The 20,297-nt window shown below is 40.5% G+C and carries 15 protein-coding genes; 11 read left to right on the top strand and 4 right to left on the bottom strand.

What is annotated here, in order from left to right:
- Nucleotides 1-120: 120 nt before the first annotated feature.
- The 3 genes from ACQ93I_RS15260 to ACQ93I_RS15270 all read right to left on the bottom strand — a co-directional run bounded on the left by ACQ93I_RS15260 (nucleotide 121) and on the right by ACQ93I_RS15270 (nucleotide 2,433).
- Nucleotides 121-774, bottom strand: coding sequence for a hypothetical protein (locus ACQ93I_RS15260; protein WP_431699267.1), 654 nt, complete (start codon nucleotides 772-774; stop codon nucleotides 121-123).
- Between the two features lie 172 nt (nucleotides 775-946).
- Nucleotides 947-1,252, bottom strand: a complete 306-nt coding sequence (locus tag ACQ93I_RS15265; RefSeq protein ID WP_431699268.1) for a hypothetical protein — start codon at nucleotides 1,250-1,252, stop codon at nucleotides 947-949.
- Between the two features lie 314 nt (nucleotides 1,253-1,566).
- On the bottom strand, nucleotides 1,567-2,433 hold the full coding sequence (locus ACQ93I_RS15270) for an AraC family transcriptional regulator (protein ID WP_431699270.1): 867 nt from the start codon (nucleotides 2,431-2,433) through the stop codon (nucleotides 1,567-1,569).
- Between the two features lie 241 nt (nucleotides 2,434-2,674).
- On the opposite strand from ACQ93I_RS15270, the gene ACQ93I_RS15275 reads away from it, so the two are divergent.
- Genes ACQ93I_RS15275 through ACQ93I_RS15325 form a run of 11 tightly spaced genes read left to right on the top strand, consistent with a single transcriptional unit; the run spans nucleotide 2,675 to nucleotide 19,743 of the window.
- A complete protein-coding gene (locus ACQ93I_RS15275; RefSeq protein WP_431699271.1) occupies nucleotides 2,675-5,746 on the top strand; it encodes a SusC/RagA family TonB-linked outer membrane protein in 3,072 nt (1,023 codons plus the stop codon).
- 11 nt (nucleotides 5,747-5,757) lie between these two features.
- Nucleotides 5,758-7,251, top strand: coding sequence for a RagB/SusD family nutrient uptake outer membrane protein (locus ACQ93I_RS15280; protein ID WP_431699272.1), 1,494 nt, complete (start codon nucleotides 5,758-5,760; stop codon nucleotides 7,249-7,251).
- Between the two features lie 14 nt (nucleotides 7,252-7,265).
- The gene (locus ACQ93I_RS15285) at nucleotides 7,266-8,204 is read left to right on the top strand and encodes a hypothetical protein (protein ID WP_431699274.1); all 939 of its coding nucleotides are present in this window, start codon (nucleotides 7,266-7,268) and stop codon (nucleotides 8,202-8,204) included.
- Nucleotides 8,205-8,222: 18 nt separating this feature from the next.
- Nucleotides 8,223-9,746 (top strand): hypothetical protein, encoded by a 1,524-nt coding sequence (locus ACQ93I_RS15290; RefSeq protein WP_431699275.1) that lies wholly within the window; start codon nucleotides 8,223-8,225, stop codon nucleotides 9,744-9,746.
- Between the two features lie 6 nt (nucleotides 9,747-9,752).
- Nucleotides 9,753-10,946: a glycoside hydrolase family 26 protein gene (locus ACQ93I_RS15295; RefSeq protein ID WP_431699276.1), complete on the top strand. Its 1,194-nt coding sequence runs from the start codon at nucleotides 9,753-9,755 to the stop codon at nucleotides 10,944-10,946.
- Nucleotides 10,947-10,971: 25 nt separating this feature from the next.
- On the top strand, nucleotides 10,972-12,024 hold the full coding sequence (locus ACQ93I_RS15300) for a glycoside hydrolase family 130 protein (protein ID WP_266069110.1): 1,053 nt from the start codon (nucleotides 10,972-10,974) through the stop codon (nucleotides 12,022-12,024).
- Nucleotides 12,014-13,567, top strand: a complete 1,554-nt coding sequence (locus tag ACQ93I_RS15305; RefSeq protein ID WP_431699277.1) for a hypothetical protein — start codon at nucleotides 12,014-12,016, stop codon at nucleotides 13,565-13,567. Before ACQ93I_RS15300 ends, ACQ93I_RS15305 begins: the two co-directional genes overlap by 11 nt.
- A gap of 11 nt (nucleotides 13,568-13,578) precedes the next feature.
- Complete coding sequence (locus ACQ93I_RS15310) at nucleotides 13,579-15,216, top strand: sodium:solute symporter (RefSeq protein WP_431699278.1); 1,638 nt, start codon at nucleotides 13,579-13,581, stop codon at nucleotides 15,214-15,216.
- Nucleotides 15,217-15,273: 57 nt separating this feature from the next.
- Nucleotides 15,274-17,457 carry a beta-glucosidase BglX gene (gene bglX / locus ACQ93I_RS15315; RefSeq protein ID WP_431699279.1) on the top strand — a complete coding sequence of 728 codons (2,184 nt, stop codon included), beginning with the start codon at nucleotides 15,274-15,276 and terminating at the stop codon, nucleotides 17,455-17,457.
- A gap of 7 nt (nucleotides 17,458-17,464) precedes the next feature.
- On the top strand, nucleotides 17,465-18,760 hold the full coding sequence (locus ACQ93I_RS15320) for a glycoside hydrolase 5 family protein (RefSeq protein ID WP_431699280.1): 1,296 nt from the start codon (nucleotides 17,465-17,467) through the stop codon (nucleotides 18,758-18,760).
- A gap of 11 nt (nucleotides 18,761-18,771) precedes the next feature.
- Entirely contained in the window at nucleotides 18,772-19,743 is a 972-nt protein-coding gene (locus tag ACQ93I_RS15325; protein WP_431699281.1) for a type I phosphomannose isomerase catalytic subunit, read from the top strand.
- Nucleotides 19,744-19,985: 242 nt separating this feature from the next.
- On the opposite strand, the gene ACQ93I_RS15330 is transcribed toward ACQ93I_RS15325, so the two are convergent.
- Nucleotides 19,986-20,294: a DUF6730 family protein gene (locus ACQ93I_RS15330; RefSeq protein WP_431699282.1), complete on the bottom strand. Its 309-nt coding sequence runs from the start codon at nucleotides 20,292-20,294 to the stop codon at nucleotides 19,986-19,988.
- Nucleotides 20,295-20,297: the final 3 nt, after the last annotated feature.

A 20,297-nucleotide genomic window follows, 5' to 3' on the forward strand; every position in this document is an offset into this window, starting at 1 on the left:
AAGGCAGGTATTGAAGTTATTATAGAATAAATGAATTAGTCATGAGGGTGCTTGTACACCCGCAGGGTGAGGTATAGAATTACACTCACTAAATGCATACAGCATATACAACGCGTGGGCTCACTTATTTAAATTTTTCAGGAGGTTATAAGGGTCTAAATCAGAAAATAGATCATCTTCACTTGTGGTAAAGGGATCCAACCAATCAGCTTTTTGAAAACCAAAGTGAAGCATTTCGATATTTTCTTTGGTCAATTGATCATCCACTTCGAATTGCTCTTCGAATTTTCTTAGATATTTCCTCAATTTTTGAGCTTCGTGCCATAGCTGTGACTTCTTGTAGAGGTCATTAAAAGCTTTCAATTCCTGTTGAAAAAGTTCCTGCTTTTCCCTTTCGATCCTTTCTTGCTTCTTTCGCTCTTCCTCTCGAATTTTTCTTTTAATTTCACGTTGCCTCTCGTCTTCAGCTTCAATTTCCAACCATGCTATTATTGTAGAAAGTTTACTATCAAGTTTAACTGTCTTAGCGTCATTCCAGGCTTTACTGTAAAAATTTTCTCCGGCCTGAATGGAAAGCATACCGGTAGGTTCAGATTTATAGTCACTTCCATACTTCCCTTGAATCTTAATTCTTTTCTTTTTCTCTGAAATACTTAATTCAAATTCAATTCCGTACAACTTGACAAAGGAATGGTATCTTCCAAAAGTAAAATCATGTCCCCGGGCCTTAATGTTCTTTACCAGAACAGAAAGAATGATGAGAGAACGTTTCAACTGTTTTTCCGACACCCAACAGCGAATTGGACCTGGAGAATATCGATCATAGTAGTCCAGATTCTCGGGAACCTTAATTTCCTTCTTAAACCATTTTTTTGTTGCTTTTATAATCGGATCTACTTTTGGTGGTAGTTTTTCCGGAATAGTCAAATTCACCTTTGGATCTGCTTCAATCTCCAGGATTTTTTTTATCCATTTTGGTTAGGTAGCCGAAATCACGATTGTCTCCCTCAAGGCGGAGGTAAAGAACGATTTCTTTCTCGTTTTTTAATTTAGAATATTCAGGCTGTAAACCTTCTTTTCCAAATTTCTTTTTTGACCAGTACCCTCCTGGAGGTAAAGGAATATCATTTTCTTTGCAGATATTCTTAAAGCTCGGGTATGAAACCATATACCTGTTTGTAAAATAGGAGAGAGGATGTTCCCAAACTAGAGAATAAAGTTCCTGACGGGAGAAGGTAATTTGCTCTATCATCACTACATGTTTATGAGGATGAAAATTTAAGGTTTTCCCTAGATTCCTGTGCGCTTTCTAAGCAGTAACACGAGAAAGTTTTATAGTTTCTATCTTTTGGTGATCAAGCGAGAGATGAGGAAAGTTCTGTTGAAAGAGCCCGAGACTTTTCCCAGTGATTGTTTGCTACCTACACTTATACTATTTTGGAATGAATAGCTTAAGAATGATATAGGTAGATTTTTTTGAGTGGATTTATTCAACCTTGAACAGTTGGGCTGGGTATAGATGCCTAAATCAGGAAATAAAGTAGTCTCTAAATCTCACTGCAGCTATTAATGTTTGGTAATTAGCTTTTGTTGTGCTCTAAATCCTGTAGGGGTAAAGCCAATTTTTCTTTTAAATGTCCTGTTAAAATTAGATACATTATTAAATCCGCTATCGAAACATATTTCATTTATAGTCAGTTCTGTTTCGGTGAGGAGTCTTGCTGCGTGACCCAGGCGCAAGTCATTCACGTAGTCAGTAAAGGAGGTATTTGTAGATTTTCTAAAAAAATGGCTAAAGGCGGTTTCTGACATATTTATCAGGTTAGCTACATCTTTAAGATTGATTTTTTGATTAAGATTTTCTTGGACGAAATTATTCACCTTTTCAATTCTTCTGCTTTTTGAAATACGATAATAATCCACATAAGAATGAGAGGCAAGCATCTTAGTATTTCTTGCGATAGACAAATCGTAAAGAATGGATAAAAACTTCAGGAGAGAATCAAAATCTTGTGTTTCTGATAACTCAAGAATTCTTGGCTTCAATTTTTCAATGGTTTCTTCTGAAAATAATATTCCTCGCTTTGAACGTTCCAGCAATTCTTTAATAGATAGCATCAGCTTTCGGTTTAGAGATTCCGGTGCTAAGAAATGCTGGTGGAACTGGATTGTTACCACATGAGCTTCGCCTTCTGTTCCTATCCAGGTGTGGGGAGTATTGGCTCCAACTAGTACCAGATCAGAACCTTGATATTCCAAAATTGAATCTCCAATAATTCGTTTACCGGAGGAATTTAGCACCAGGTTCAACTCCAGTTCTGGGTGAAAGTGCAAAGGGAAGTCAAATTTAGCATTACGATGGTTAAGGACAATGAAAAAATCATCTTCAGAAATAGGCACTAATTCCCGCATTATCCGTTTGTGTTCATTCATAATAATACAAATTTTATAGTTTTATTAGGATTAGCGTTTTTCCTCTATATACTAAATGATTATGGTCACAAATATAAAGTAAATAAATAAAATTGAAGAGAACATAAGGTAAAATAGGCTTTAAGAACTTCATTTTTTTCATTAAAGTATCATTATGAGGCATAATTTACAAAAGTGGGTAGAAGTAAATGTTATTACTTTGTGAAATATGATATTACAAACCTTCTAAAATTAATACCAAATGAAATACGTGTTAAGTAAATATGCACTCTTACTTGGCTTCTTTGTCTTCAGCCTACCGGTACTTGCGCAAATGTCTGTGAGTGGTACCGTGGTCTCTGAGGATGGAATGCCATTGCCGGGTGTAAATATTTTTGAAAAGAATACTCCAGATAACGGTGCAGTGACCGATTTTGATGGAAACTTCACATTAGAGGTGGAAAACCCTGATGGAGAACTTGTGTTTTCTAGTATAGGTTTTATTACTAAAACGATTTCGATTCCTCGAGATGGGCAAATGACTGTTACTCTTATGAATAACATGCAAGAGTTGTCTGAGGTAGTTGTTGTTGGTTATGGTGAAGTCAGGAGAAAGGATCTAACGGGCTCTGTTAGTACAATTGATGTGGGCGAAATTGAAGATATTCCTGCTAATTCGATAGAGCGTGTCCTTCAGGGGCGAGTGGCAGGTCTGCAGGTCGCTACTCCATCTCAGGATCCAGGAGCTGGGGCTACGATTCGTATTAGAGGGGGAAGCTCCTTGCGTGGTTCCAATGCACCTTTAATTGTGGTGGATGGATTTCCACTTGGGGATGCTGGGAATTTAAAACAAATTAACCCGTCGGACATCCAAAGTGTAGATGTTTTGAAAGATGCTTCTGCTTCGGCAATTTATGGTTCCAGAGGTGCTAATGGAGTAATTATTATAACTACTAAAATGGCCAAAGAAGGGAAAACGCAGGTGAGAATTCAGCAACAATCTACCGTATCTGCTTTTACTTCAAAGGTTGATTTATGGCGAGATCCATTATTGATGGCTCAGTTGAATAATGAATCAAGAAGGAATGGTGGTTTCGAACCACTCTATATAGGAGCTGAGAATTCTACAGGAGTTTACTATCCCTCTATTTGGGAACTGCAGTCAGGGGAATGGCCTCATTTTACAGAGTGGGATGATATTGTATTTCGTGATAACCCCATGTCCAACAATACTACTATTAGTGTTAATAGTGGAACTGAAAAGACTAGTTTCAATCTAAGTGCAAATTACTATACCGATATGGGGGTCTACATCGATGATGACTATAGCAAATATGGATATAACTTAAGGGTGAAGCATGATCTTCTAGACAATTTATCTATCAGGGTATCTAATATACTCTCGAAAGGAATGAGGGAGTACAATGGAGGTTTAGCGTATTGGAGGAATCCTATTTTTCCAGTCTACAACTCCCAAGGTGAATACAATCTTATAGGAACTAATGATTACTCACATCCTTTGGCTATCTCAGAAAACAGATTGGATGAGACCGAAATGTTAGACTTAATTACTTCAGCTGCTTTAGAATGGAGGATTATAGCCCCTTTAAAGCTTACTAGCAGGCTTAATTATAAGCATGGCAAATCTATTAATGATCAATATTTTCCAGATGTATATACGGAAACCGGAGATTTTAATGATGGAGCGGGATGGATCCGTAATTGGGAAGATCATAATTACGTTTCGGAAACCTTTGCTAATTATAATGACTGGTTCGGAAAGCACAATTTAGGGATAACAGCCGGTTTTACATATGAAAATTATTCTTCAAGGAGCTCAAATCTTGGAGCTTTTGATTTCGTGAATGAAACCCTGGGGAATGAGAACATGGAGGCCGGTAATCCAGAATTAAATCAGGTTCAGAATGGTCGTGTAGAAACCGAGCTGGTTTCAGGTATTTTTAGGATCAACTATGGATATGACGACAGGTACCTGGCAACCTTTACTGCCAGAGCAGACGGCTCTTCGAAATTTGGACAAAATAACAAGTGGGCTTATTTTCCTTCGGGAGCACTAAGTTGGAAGGTGCACGAAGAAGAATTTATGGCTGACTTTGATGAACTTGATCAATTTAAGCTTCGGGCCAGCTACGGAATTTCAGGAAATCAGGGGATAAGTCCTTATCAGACCCTTAGCCGGTATGGAGTCAGTAATTATTATAACAATGGAAGTTGGGTTACTGCCGTTGGTCCGGGGTATATTGTTGGAAGAGCGGGTCAGGGAGGAATTGAAGCGTTATGGGGAGGAATTCCCAATCCTGATCTAAAATGGGAAACTACATCTCAATGGAATTTAGGAGCAGATCTTTCCTTCTTTGAAGAGCGATTGAACCTTACGTTCGATTACTACCAGAAGCATACTAGTGATCTACTAAGGGAACGCATTTTGCCTCTTTCATCTGGGTATGACAGACTTTGGGTGAACGACGGTGAAATTAAAAATCGTGGTTTTGAATTAAGTCTGGACGCAGGGTTAATCCAATCTGATAATTTGACTCTAAATACCACCTTAATTTTTTCAAGGAATCAGAATGAAGTGGTAAGTCTCGGAAATACTGCTGAATCCGGTTTAACCATTGATCCAAACACTGGAATGCAGTTCGAATATTGGGGAAATAGTATAGAGCAATTCCGTCAATATCCAAATCTTCTTGCTGTCGGTCAGCCAATTAATATCTTTTACGGTTACAAAACAGACGGTATTATTCAAAACTTGCAGGAAGGAATTGAAGCAGGTTTGGATGGAAGTCTGGCACAGCCTGGAGAATTCAAATATGTTGATATAAATGGTGATGGTATCATAAATACTGAAGACCGTACAATTATTGGAGATCCAAACCCTGATTTTCATGCCAGTCTTGGATTTGATTTGAATTATGCCAATTTTGATTTTAACCTGTTTCTTAACGGTGCTTTTGGGCAGGATGTTCTTAATACACAAGCCTTTAATCAGCCGAGCAATCAGCCTTTACGATGGACACCTGATAATCCAACTAATGCTTATCCGAGTCTCAGGGATGGACGTCTGACTAACCTATCTGACTGGTGGCTGGAAGATGGTTCTTTTGTGCGGGTCCAGAATGTAACTGTTGGTTATACATTCAATCTTTCTACACAAAACACTAGTTCGGCACGTGTATATATTAACGGTAACAACTTATATACTTTTACTGACTTCAGTGGTTATGATCCTGAAGTAGGAGGTGATGGGATTTATTGGGGTGGATATCCTCGACTGAGGCAATTGACTTTAGGACTGGATTTAACTTTTTAAAAAAAATTACGATGAAATCAACTTATAAGTATTTATTATTTCTTTTTACTCTCGGCCTTGTCTCGTGCGAATTGGAGGAAGAGCCTTATGGATTCTATTCTGAGGACAATTTCTATCAAACGGCAGAAGATGCCGATGCTGCAGTAAATTATGCATATGATGCTTTAACATACTTAGAATACTCCAGGGCTTATTTTTATCTTGGAGATCTTCCAACAGATGAAGCCTTTCCAAAATCGGATGAAGGTGCAGATGTTCAGGATCTGCACAATTGGACAGTCTCTAATTTTAGTACAAATGGGATTCTATCAAACTATTTTAAGTATAGCTATATCATAATCAATCGTTCTAACGCAGTAATAAAGAATATTCCTAACGGGGATTTCGACCAGGGGATCAAAGATCGATTAATGGGTGAAGCGTACTTTTTACGAGCCTGGAGTTATTTTAACTTAGTGAAGGCGTATGGAAACGTACCTATGCAAACTGAGCTTGTGGAGAGTATTGACCGCACTACCAGCCCTCTTTCTGCCAATCTCGATGAAGTGTATGACCTTGTCATATCAGATTTACAACAAGCGATAGGTCTAATGGGGCTTGAGCAGAGGTTGGGAAGAGTGGATAAAGTCGCTGCACAGGCACTACTTTCCAAAGTGTACCTACAAATTGCCTCCTCAAAAGAACATGGGGTTTCTCTTTACACGGAAATGAATAAGGATGTGGACGAAATGTATAATCTTGCTGCACAACGTGCCAAGGAAGTATTGGAAGGTCAGTCTGTGTACGGATTTGAGGAAGATCTGATTGAAATCTATGATGTCGACCAACCATTAGGTAGAGAGAATATTTTTCTTTTGTCAATGGATCGATCTGGAGAAATTGAGGGGGATTATTCAAAAATCTCAAAGTTGTTTATCCCTTATATAGATGGGGCTACTGTTTACTTAGAAAACCCCGATGGTAGTCTGGTCCCTACACATGATGGTTGGAGTGTCTTTCAGACTACTACAGAGTTCTACAATAGTTTTGCTGATAATGACAGAAGAAAAACAGAATTAATTGTAGATACTGTTTATAATGCAGCAGGGGAAGTCGTTGCGACGTACCCGGGAGCTATTGTTTATCCTTTTACCCGAAAATATATTGATCCCGATTTTATTGGGGATAAAACCAGTACTAAGCCTTTCCTACTTCGTTTTTCAGATATCGCCCTGGTATATGCCGAAGCTGCCGGACCAACTGCCGAAGCTTATTCATATGTTAATTTTATTCGCAATAGAGCTGGACTGGAAGATTTGCCATCTGGAATGGGGGTAAACGAATTCCGTGAAGCCATTCTGAATGAAAGGAAGTGGGAACTTTCCTGGGAAGGAAACAGGTTGTTTGATTTGAGGAGATTCAACAGAGTCACAGAAGTAGTTCCTGAAGCTTCAGGTCTATCAGAAACCGAGGCAAATTTCTATCCAATTCCCCAAACCGAAATAGATCTTAATCCGAATTTATAATATCAAATAATAAGATGATGAAGAAAATAGCCATAGTAATAACAGCCTTTGTCAGTTTAGCGTTGACAGGTTGTCAAACTGATCCATGGGAAGACATTGAGGAAGGAAACTGGAATAATGAAAGAAGTATTCTTTCATTAAAATTTGAAAACCAGATAGGACAACCAGTTATAACCAGAACTGATGAGAACGCAGGTGAAATAGAGGTTTCTATCAATGCAGATGCTGTCCCTGATTTAAGTAGTATTACACTTGAACAACTGGTTCTTTCTTATAATGCGAAAAGCACTGTTGTTGAAGGTGAGAGTCTTAATTTTGAAAATGAAAACAATACATCAAGCCTTGTCGTTACTTCTCCAACAGGTAAAACCAGAGAGTATACTATTAAGGTAAATCCGTTTCAGGAAACTATTCTAGGTACTTATCAAATTCAGGATCTAGTACTCTACGGGGGGACGGGTCCAGAATATGGAGGTGGAGGCGTGTTGTCTTTGACCTCTAAACCATGGGTATGGCCGGAGAATGGTCCCGAAAAGGAGCTTGACAATTATCTTGTTTTTGATCTTTCGGGAATTACTGAGGAGGGAAATACCTACGGTACAGTGACTAATTATGCCGGGGAGGACGAAACCTATGCCGAATTTACCTTTGTGGCCGAACCTACAACCGATGTAAATCATTTTTACAGAAAAATACCTAAAGGTCAGGCGGAATGGTCCCGAAATTACACGAATGGAACCATAACCTTCACCTTCGAAGATGGTCGGACCACAACCGGTACTTTTGAAGGTCCGGGAACAGAGGATCTAGGCAACGGGTTATCCAAAACCATCGAGAATTATGCATTTGCCTTTAATTTAAATGGGACTGATGACTGGGACAATATTTATTCTGACTATGACAAGTTCGTTAAAAAACCGCGTAGGTACTGGATAGATGTAGTGAAGGAGTAACCTCTAAAACAGAAAATCATGTTGCAAAAAGCTACAGGTTCAAGGATGATCTTGGGTCTCATTATGTTTTTTATTATTTCCTCCTGTGTTATAAAACCAGGTGATACTTCAGATCCCGAAGGTTCTCCAAGACCTGTAGTAGATGCCAATATTATTATTGATGGAGCTCGCATAATTACCCAATCCTACTTAGGAAATGGAGCCCAATGGGACCCTTATCAACTAGACTATGGGAAAGTGCAACTATCCATATCGGAGGCCGACTGGAAGAAAATTTATGACCGTCTGGATTTTATGAGACCCCAGGTAATGCGTGTGATGATCAATACGGCCTCAGCCATGGAGGGGGACACTCTTAACGTTCAAAAGGGTCTTGAGCAACTGCTGCCCATCTTGGAGTATTGCCAGTCCAGAGATGTTACTGTCACCTTTGGAGATTGGGGAGGAAGAATGGTGGATTCTAAAGCGGATACTATTTCAGAAAGGCATCTGGAGTATGCAGCGAAATATTTGGATTTTTTGGTTAACGACAAGGGTTTCTCTTGTATTAAGTACTACAACATGATCAATGAGCCCAATGGCTTCTGGTCAGTGACAGATGAGAGCTACACCCTATGGAGAGATGCTACGGCCTACTTTCAGGAACAACTGGAATCTCGTGGCCTTACAAATAAAGTGAGTATCATGGGTCCGGATATCGCTATTTGGGACACTGATGAAACGGACTGGATTAGTAGGACCGAAAGAGATTTGGGGGAAGCGGTAGGACTTTACGATATCCATACTTATCCTTCCAAATCCACCGTAAATTCTGGCGAATATTCTGAGATAATCAGGGCTTATAAAGAAGAAGCTCCAGATGATGTGCCTATAATTATGGGTGAGATCGGATTCAAGTTTGTGGCGGAAGAAGATAAACATCTGAATGAGGAAAACATTGCCAGGGCAGAGGCTAAGCCCTACGCTTCTGTAGAGGATTCACAAATGTTTGTTTATGATCATGTCTACGGTACGGATATGGCCGATGCGCTTTTCCAGACGGTGAATGAAGGTTACTCGGGGTGTGTAGTTTGGATGCTCGACGATGCTATGCATTCCAAAGAAGAAAGACATAAACTAAAAGTATGGGGTTTCTGGAATATTCTCGGAGAGGAATTTTTTGGTGCGGAAGAGGAAGCGGTTCGACCATGGTTCTATGCATGGTCATTACTAACAAAATATATGCCTTCCGGGTCTCGCATAATAGAGACTGTTCGGGAAGGAGATGAATCTGTTAAAGCCATTTCCCTGGAGAAAGATGGAAGCCATATGCTCGCTATAGTAAATGTAGGCAAAGAAAAAAAGCACATTAAAATTAGTTTTGAAAATTTGCCGAACCTTGAAGGAATGAAAAAATTCATTTATTCAGAGGACTTAATCATAACTGAAGGGGATCACAAGATCTTACCCAATGAGACAGGTCTTAAGATTAATTCCGCTGATAGCCTGGAGATGGAAATTACCCCTGAAACTCTGATCGTACTGACAAATTTTACTTATTAATTATATATGAAAAAGATAACTGCATATTTATCCTTAATATTTTTTTTAAACCTGGGTTGTTCTACAGATGATAACCATGATGGCGGAGGTGAAAAACCTCAGCCAGGGGAAAATACAGCCCTTTCACTCGTGGATAAACAGGCAACGGAGGAAACCAAGGCTCTGTATTCCAATTTGTGGAGCATACAGGAGCAGGGGGTCATGTTTGGGCATCACGACGCTTTACTTTATGGAAGAAACTGGTATGTCGAACACGGACGATCTGACATTAAGGACGTAGTAGGTGATTACCCTGCAGTATTTAGTGTGGACTTCGCTGAATTGATGGACGATCGCTATGCCACTGCGGAATTAAATGAGCATCGGGTGAGAACCATAAAAGAAGCCAGAAGAAGAGGAGAGGTAATTTTGGCTAATGCACATTTAAACAATCCTTTAACGGGTGGTGATTCCTGGGATAACTCCAGAAATGATGTGGTTAAGGAAATATTGATTGAGGGAAGTACAACTAATCAAAAATATCTTGATTGGTTAGATAGATTGGCAGCAGTGGCCCATAGTTTGGTAGATGATAATGGAAAGCCTATTCCTGTTATTTTTCGCCCTTATCATGAACATAACCAAACCTGGTCCTGGTGGGGTAGAAGTGCTACAACCCAACAGGAATTCATTGATTTATGGAGGTTTACTATCGATTATCTAAAAAATGAAAAGGAAGTTCACAACTTCATTTATGCTATTTCCCCCCAGCTTGATCAACTTGGTAGCAAGGAAAACTTGCTATTCAGGTGGCCGGGTGATAATTATGTAGATTTTTTAGGAATGGACAGTTACCATGGTACTAATACAGCTGCTTTTAGCAGTAACTTAAGGAACCTGGCTATTCTTTCACAGGAGAAAAACAAACCTTCAGGAGTTACTGAAACTGGAATTGAAGGTATTTTAGGTTCGGACGGGGAAACTTATGAAGAATATTGGACCCGGGAAATTGGAACTCCTTTAGCTGGAAAGAAAATATCTATGGTTGTGATGTGGAGAAACAAATATGATCCGTCCAATACAGGGTTTCATTTTTTCGCTCCATTTGAAGGACATAGTTCAGCTCCTGATTTTCAGAAATTTTTTGCAATGGACCACATACTTTTCAGCAGTGACCTTCCTGAGATGTATGAAATGGTCAACGGGATAGATTTTAATTAAATATAAACATAGAATCGTGAATAAGATGCAGCAACAAGCAGCAAGCAATAAGGCAGTGAAATTTAAATTTAAAAAAAGTGAGGCTAATCCAATTTTAAAACCAAATCCGGAGAATTATTGGGAGAGTCTGGTAGTTTGTAATCCAGGAGTATGGTATGAAAATGGAACCTTTTATATGCTTTATCGAGCCGCTGGGGATGATGAGGATCATGTAATCCGCTTTGGTCTGGCCACTAGTAAAAATGGAGTGGATTTTCAGAGAGCTTACCGAGAGCCCGTTTTTTCTCCTAGTGTAGACGGACCTGACATGGGTGCTGTAGAAGACCCGAGAATCGTAAAGTTCGAAGATGAATACTATATCACTTATGCTTATAGGCCTTATCCTCCAGGTCAGTACTGGAAATTTGGTCATGACGAAATCAATCTGCCAGAGTGTGGTCCAGATGCGCCCGAGGTACTGAAAAATAATATAGCCAATTCCGGTCTTGCTCTTACCACTGATTTTAAGAATTACCGGAGGCTGGGCAGGATTACCCAGAGCAATTTAGATGATAGAGATGTTATCCTATTTCCAGAGAAAATTAACGGAAGGTATGCTATGTTGCATCGGCCAAAGGAGTGGGTGGGAAAAGAATATGGATGTGAGCATCCATCAATTTGGCTGCGGTATTCAGATGATTTGATGGTTTGGGATGAGCCTAGTACACTGCTTTTGGCCGGGAAGAAAAATTCTTGGGAAGAGAAAATTGGAGGTAGCACCCCTCCTTTGAAAACTAAAGACGGATGGCTCATTATTTATCACGGAGTGGAAAATGGAGGGCAGGGATATTATCGTGTAGGTGTGGCTTTGCTTGACCTGGAGGATCCCTCTATCGTAAAATGCAGACTTGATGACTGGGTGATGGAACCGGAGCACGATTATGAGATTGACGGTTTCTATAAAGGCTGTGTGTTCCCTACAGGGAATATGATAATCGACGGTACCTTGTACGTATATTACGGAGCAGCAGATCGATTTGTGGGGCTTGCTACCTGTGACCTGGATGAACTTTTAAATTTGTTAAAAAATGAAAAATAAAAATATCAGCTTCTTCATATTTCTTTCACTGGCGGCGGGGTTTTTCACCTCCTGTCAGAATACACAGGAGAAGGAAAATGAACTGGTAAGAATTGAAATGGACAATGTCATTTCATCTGAGTTCATTGGAAACGGGGTGGAGTGGTCTGCCTATCCACATGCCGATTCACCAGATGCTGAATGGGGGCTTTTGATGACCGAGGACAAGTGGCAACAAGTATTTGATCGATTGGATTATATGAAGCCCCAAATTGTAAGGGTGCTAGATCAGGCAAACTGGAGATATTTAAAAGGGATGGATGACGACGGGAATCCCATAGTCGAATTTGACAATCCCGAAATGGAAGCCCTTTTCAAATTACTTGATTACTGTCAGGAGAATAATGTGAAAGTAATTCTCGGAGAATGGGGACAACCCTATAAAGTTCATGATACAAATCTAAACATGCAGGATGCTTTCACCGGGACGAATGACCCCCGGTGGATTTCTATAATTGCCGATCATGTGGAGTTTCTCATCAAAGAAAAAGGCTATACCACTATCGATTACTACAACCTGGTCAACGAGCCTAACGGATATTGGTCTACTGTTGATGGTAACTGGGAAGAATGGAAGGAAGGTATTTTGATGCTCGACAGTGCCTTTGTCGCCAGAGGCTTGAAAGAGGAGATTCAAATTATCGGACCCGATGCCACGCCTTACAATAATGAAGCCTCTGCTTACACAGGGGAGGAGTGGGCAAGAGAAGCCGTATTGCAGCTAAGTGACGTACTGGGAGCTTATGATGTACACGACTATCCTACAAAGGATTTTGTGAGGTCAGGTGAATTCGGAGCCCACTATGGGTCTCTAGTTTCCTTTGCTGACAGTGTGGCTAGAAAGCCTTTCATATTGGGAGAAATAGGTTTTGAAAAATATGTTGAAGAAAATATTGAGCGATACGAAGCTGATGAATTTGCAAGCCCTGATAGTCAGATGTCAATATATGATTTTGATTATGGTGTAGACATGACCGATGTGTTGGTGCAATCAATGAATAGTGGCTTTGATGCAGTGATAGCTTGGGGCTTGGATGATGCAATGCATACCAATGGAGATACTGGTGATAAGACTCAACTAAAGAAATGGGGGATGTGGAATATACTAGGGAAAGAGCTTACTGGAGATTCTACAGAGGAAGACATTCGACCATGGTTCTATACCTGGTCCATAATGACGCGCTATTTTCCCGGAGAAATGATTATAGTTAAGAATTCTGGTTTAAACATGCAAGGGGTTAGGATGGTCGCGGGTCGTACAGAGGAAGAGCAAATCACTTTTGCTGTTGTAAATAATAGTGTCAGTGATGCCACGTTTCAGCTTGATACTGAAATATATCAGGATCAGGTCTTCAGGAAATTCATATATAGTGAAGATTTAAGGCCGGTCGATAGCAATAATTTTCCGGTTCCGCACGAAGAAAATTTGACCTTTAAAGACAAAACCAGCACAATAAATATTCCTTCTAAAAGTGTGGTTTTATATACCACCTATAAATATTAAAGATCAATTTAATGGCTCAATTATCCACTATAGATTTAATCGTTCTTGTCTTATATATTGTTTTTATTATCTGGTGGGCGTTAAAGCACGGAAAAGCTAAAGACTCGGATTCCTATTTCCTTGCAGGACGCGATCTAACATGGCCTGTAGTGGGCCTCTCTTTATTTGCTGCCAGTGTCTCTAGTTCCACGTTAATGGGACATTCGGGAGAAGGATTTATAAGTGGCATCGCCGTTTTTAATTACAACTGGATTTCGGTCCTGGTGATGGTCTTCTTTGCTCTTTTTTTCCTGCCATTTTACATCCGTTCCGGAATTTTTACAATGCCTGAATTTCTGGAGAAGCGATTCGACGGAAAATCCAGAACTTATTTTTCATTTATAACGATTATAGGAAATGTTTTTTTGGATGCTTCTGCAACACTTTATACCGGGGCATTAATTATTAAGATGATCTTTCCAGAAGCAGAGGTAATGTGGATTATTATAGGAATGGCTGCTGTAGCTGGAAGTTATACTATTATAGGGGGACTCTCCTCTGCAATTAATGCCGATGTAATACAGGCAAGCGTTCTAATTGTTGGTTCCACCATATTGGCCTTTTTTGCTATGAATGAAATAGGTGGATGGGAAACCTTCATAGACCGCTTTAACGAGGGTTTTTGGCTCAAATTGACTCGCCCCATGGATGATCCTACTGTGCCCTGGCTGGGCATGTGGGTTGGGATTCCAATCCTTGGCTTTTATTTCTGGGCTAACAACCAGGTGATGGTTCAAAGGGTGCTTTCTGCACGGTCTGTTGATCATGGTAGAAAAGGGGTACTGTTGGTAGGTTTCCTCTATCTGTTTACAATTTTCATTTTTATAATGCCTGGTCTGATAGCCAGAGGTATAAATCTATTCGGAGTAGAAAACTTGCCCGATAGTATTATTAGTGGGAGCACTTTAAAGACAGATTACGGTGTGAATACTGATGAAGTTTATCCTCGACTGATAGTTGAACTGCTTCCAATCGGGCTTATCGGAATTATTCTTTCAGCTATGATTTCAGCACTGACATCAACTTTAAGTGCGACTTTAAGTTCAGTCTCCACTCTCTTTACAATGGATTTTTACAGCAAATGGAATAAAAATGCTTCTAGTAAGGAAAAAGTCAGGGTGGGTAAAATTACAGCGGTGGTGGCATTAATAGTTTCAGTGGTTTGGGCCCCCTTCATCGAGGAGTTTGATTCTTTAATAGCTTATTACCAGGAGATCGTAAGTTATCTCGCTCCCCCGGTAGTAGCGACCTTTTTCCTTGGACTCTTCTGGAAACGTTCCAATGCAGTAGGAGCCTTTAGCGGACTCATGTCCGGACTTGTAATGGCAGCTGCAATTATGTTTACAAAGTATGTACTGGAGATTGAAATAGGTTTACACTTCCTTTTACTGGCGCCTATAGTAATGCTTCTTAGTTTAATTGTCAATGTACTGGTAAGTCTTATGACGGCTCCTCCGGAACTGGAAAAGGTGGAAAAGAACACATGGACGGTACAGATCTGGAAGGACGAAACCAAGGAATTGGAAGGAACTGTTTGGTATAAGAATTTTAGGTTTCAAGCCCTCTTGCTGGTAATAACTTGTTTTGGAATGTATTACTTCTTTTTCTAAAAATTTGGCATGAAAAATATATTGTTTTGTTTTCTGCTTATACAAATTTACACCCCTATGACAGCACAGCATTTCTCTGAGGAGATTGAGCAGCAGATTGACCGGCTCCTTAAAGAGATGACAATACAGGAAAAACTAGGGCAGATGAACCAGCTTTCCGCCGATAATATGGAGGTTAATTATAACTTGATTCGGAGGGGAATGGCCGGTTCTGTTCTAAGTATAACAGATCCTGCCGTGGCCAACAAGGCTCAGCAGATAGCCATGGAGGAGTCTAGAATGGGAATTCCCATCATCATTGGCCGGGATGTGATCCATGGTTTCAAAACTATTTTTCCTATTCCTTTAGGTCAGGCTGCAAGTTTTGATCCTGATATCGTGGAAGAAGCGGCAAGAGCGGCAGCAGTGGAGGCATCGGAAGTAGGAATACGCTGGACCTTTGCACCCATGGTAGATATCACCCGTGACCCACGTTGGGGTAGAGTAGCTGAAAGTCCCGGGGAGGACCCGTTTTTGGCCTCCCGAATGGCTGTGGCTATGGTGAAAGGTTTCCAAGGAAAAGATCTTTCCAATCCTACCTCCCTTGCCGCCTCTGCCAAGCATTTTGCGGGATATGGTGCTGCGGAAGGAGGAAGAGATTATAATTCTACATATATCCCCGAAAGGCAAATGAGGAACCTTTACTTAAAGCCCTTCGAAGCTGCTGTAAAGGAGGCTGGTCTGGCCACCATAATGTCGGCCTTTCATGCCAATGACGGAATTCCGGCTACGGGTGACAAGCATCTTTTGAAGAGTATTCTCAGAGAGGAGTGGGGCTTTGACGGTTTTGTGGTTTCCGACTGGGCTTCGGTAGATGAAATGGTGGTACACGGTTATAGTCAAAATCGTTCACAGGCTGCAAATCAGGCCATAGAGGCCGGTATTGACATGGAAATGGTCAGTGGCACCTTTGTAGAACATGGGGAAAAGCTTGTGCGTCAGGGCAGCCTTTCCATGGAGGATCTTAATAATGCGGTTAGGAATATTTTAAGGGTTAAATTCCGACTAGGTTTGTTTGAGAATCCTTACGTAGAGGAGGACAGGGATAGTAAATTTTACCACACAGAGCACTTGGCCCTGGCTAAGAAGGCAGCAGAAGAATCCTTCGTACTTCTAAAAAACCAGGAGGAGACACTCCCTTTGAAAAACATAAAGACTCTGGCTGTTTTTGGACCTCTTTCCGATGCCCCTCATGAACAACTTGGCACATGGGTATTCGACGGGGAGAAAGACTACACCATAACGCCTTTAGATGCCTTAAAAACAATGTACGGCGAAGAGGTGGAGATTCTTCATCACCCAGTACTGAAATTCTCGAGGGATAAAGATACCACCAGCTTTGTGAAAATGAGGAAGCTTGCTGCAGCGGCTGATGCGATAGTTGTATTTTTGGGAGAGGAATCAATTCTTTCGGGGGAAGCACACAGTTTATCCAACCTTCGGCTCCAGGGAGCACAAACTAAAATGTTAAAAGAGCTTGCCGCACTTAATAAGCCATTGGTTTCGGTTTTTCTGGCCGGTAGGCCACTTGAGATTGAAAAGGAGGTGGAACTTTCCGATGCGGTAATATATGCCTGGCATCCAGGTACCATGGGAGGGCCTGCTATAGCCGATGTGCTGTTCGGAAAATCGGGCCCTTCTGGAAAATTACCCATGACTTTTCCCAAAAATGTAGGGCAGATTCCCATTTATTACAGCCATGAAAATACAGGAAGGCCGGCCACTGACAATGAGATGCTAATAGATGAAATTCCTGTAGAAGCTTCCCAGACCTCCCTGGGGAACAGATCCTTCTATCTTGATAGCGGACATGAGCCCCTCTTTCCATTTGGTTACGGCCTCACTTATACCACTTTTGAATATGGGCGTATTGAGCTCCTTGAGGATGTACTGCAAAGGGACGGTATACTAAAAGTTGGAGTGACTCTAAAAAATACGGGTAAAGCAATGGCAACAGAGGTGGTGCAGTTGTACACTCGTGATCTGTATGCCAGTGTGATCCGGCCGGTGAAGGAACTTAAGGATTTTAAAAGAATCACCTTGGGACCGGGGGAGCAAACAGTAGTGCATTTTGAACTTAATATAAGGAGCCTGGCATTCTGGAATCGCGATATGGAGGAAGTAGTGGAGCCGGGGGAATATGAGCTGTGGCTGGGAGGTAGCAGTGACACAACAGAAAAAGTAAGCTTTCAGGTTAAATAACGTAAAGATGAAAAGAGAGATTGTTTATTACTTATTGTTTTTGTGTGTGTTAACCACAGAGGCAGTAGGTCAGAAATTTGTGCAGGTAGAGCATGGTGGCTTTGTTCATCAGGGTAAACCTTACCATTTTTTGGGTACCAATTTCTGGTACGGGATGAACCTGGGCCATGAAGATAAAGAAAGGCTCGTCCGCGAATTAGACAGGTTAGAGGATCTTGGGGTGAAGAACCTGAGAATAATGGCAGGCTCTGAAGGAGCAGAGGGTACCCCCTGGCGTATGCAGCCCACCGTACAGGAATTCCCCGGGAATTATAATGAAGATCTTCTACAAGGGCTGGATTTTTTGTTGGCGGAAATGAAGAAGAGGAATATGCTGGCAGTTGTTTGCCTCAATAACTTTTGGCCCTGGTCAGGAGGTTTTTCACAATATGTCTCCTGGGCCAACGATAATGAAGTCATTCCATATCCCCCTCCTGCAGAAGGAGGAGACTGGGGTACTTATCAGGCTTATGCTTCTCAGTTCTACACCAACGAAACAGCTAAAGAATGGTTTCGAAATTTTATTCGGACAATTATAGAAAGAGAGAATAGCCTTACAGGTGTTGCCTACAAAGAGGACACTACGATTATGGCCTGGCAGCTTACCAATGAACCTCAGGGGGGAGCCTATGAAGAAGCTTATAGGAATTGGCTTCACAATACCGCGAAATTTATTAAGGAACTCGATGGGCAGCATCTGGTAAGCATTGGGAGCGAAGGGAACACACCTTCTCCTCAAAACGGGACACATTTCCGAAAGGATCATGACTCACCATATATCGATTATGCTACATTTCACGTGTGGATCCAGAACTGGGGCTGGTATGATCCGGAGAGAGCAGAGGAAACTTTCGACGATGCTATTTTGAAAGCCAGTGCTTATATTCAGGACCATTTTCAGGTGGCCAATGAACTAAATATACCTATTGTTCTGGAGGAATTTGGTATCTCCAGGGATGCCAACAGCCATCATTTTGATGCGTCGGTGAGCTATCGAAACAGGTATTTTGATTTTATTTTCAGTACCTTTTTTACTTACGCCAAAAGTATTCCACAGGTTTCCGGAGTGAATTTCTGGGCCTGGGGGGGTGAAGGTCGGCCGCGAAAGGCGGGTGCCATTTGGCGACCAGGAGATGATTTCATCGGAGATCCGCCACATGAATTCCAAGGTTGGTATTCAATATACGACCACGATGCCACAACTCTGAAGCTAATATCAAGGTATAGCTCTAAGTTTTCTAAATTATCTAACGAATTAAAATAGATTACCACAACATGATAAATTACCCATTAAAATTTCATCCTATACTTAAAGAAAAAATCTGGGGAGGTAATAAGTTAAAAGAAATTTTAAATAAAAAAACAACCCAAAAAAATATTGGAGAAAGCTGGGAAATATCGAGTGTAAAGGATAATACTTCTATTGTTGAAAATGGCCCTTTGAAAGGAAAAGCATTATCGGATCTTATTGAGGAATATCAACATGATCTTGTTGGCAAGAAAAATTTTGAGGTATTTGGAACAAGTTTTCCCCTACTTATAAAATTTATAGATGCCAATAAAGATTTATCTGTTCAGGTGCATCCTCACGATGAAGTGGCCAGGGAGCGCCATGATTCCTTCGGAAAAAATGAAATGTGGTATGTTGTTCAGGCTGACGAAGGATCAAAAATCAACATAGGGTTTTCAAAAAATATTTCTAAATCTGAATATTTACAATGTCTTGAGGCGGGGAAAATTTTATCACTCCTAAATTTTGAGGAAGTAAAAAAGGGAGATTCATTTTTTATAAAAACCGGAAAGGTACATGCCATTGGATCCGGTGTCCTTCTCGCAGAAATCCAGCAAACATCTGATATTACATATCGCATCTATGACTGGGATCGAAAGGATGCCGAAGGAAATTCCAGGGAATTGCATACTGATCTTGCATTAAATGTAATTGATCTTGAAAGAAAAGAAGATTTCAGAATGCTAGTCGATAGACGTCTTAACGAAACTTCAAATATAGTTAGCTGTAAATACTTTACTACTAATTTCATTTTGATAAAGGGTCACATGGTAAAGGATTATTCTCGGTTGGACTCTTTTGTGATTTACATGTGTGTCGGAGGGGAGGCTGTAATTTCTATTGAGGGTAATACTGAAACTATTGCCATAGGTCAGTCCTTCCTTATTCCCGCCAAAAATATGGAAGTGGAAATAACTTCGGAGCGGGTTGAGTTGTTGGAAATATTTGTTGATTGACTTATAGGTATTTCGAACCGGTAAAAGATTAAAACCAAAAGACCAGGTAAAGAATAAAATTTCCAGCGGACATGATAAAACGATATTAATTGATTTTTAGAAGGGTTCTATGAAGTAGCTCTAAATATTTTTTGGTTTCGTTTATAATGGCTACTAAAATTGGTCAAAATATTATCTTTCGACAATAGCACTAGGGTCTATCTTCTTGAAATTAAAAAGAAAGTACCGCTTTAATTGGACAATTATACCACTTTAGCGATGATTATATAGGCCAATATCCCATTAAGAATTAAAGATGCAACAAATAAGGTCAAAGCCCAGACTGGATATGCCTTTGCCTTTTCAAGTGTTTGGCCAAGGTTTTTCATTTCTTGATTGTGCGAGGATAAAGCCTTCTCAAGTCTTTCCTGCTGCAGCCAGATCGTATTTTCTAAGGCTCGGCTATCGATTAAAATTTTTTGCTCCTGAATTTTCTGCAACTTTTCTACAGTCTTTTCAAACTGTTCAATTTCTGAAACGAGCATTTCTGATAATTCCTCCAATTTAGTCATAGT

It is taken from the genome of Salinimicrobium sp. WS361, assembly GCF_050750585.1.
Classification (GTDB): Bacteria; Bacteroidota; Bacteroidia; order Flavobacteriales; family Flavobacteriaceae; genus Salinimicrobium.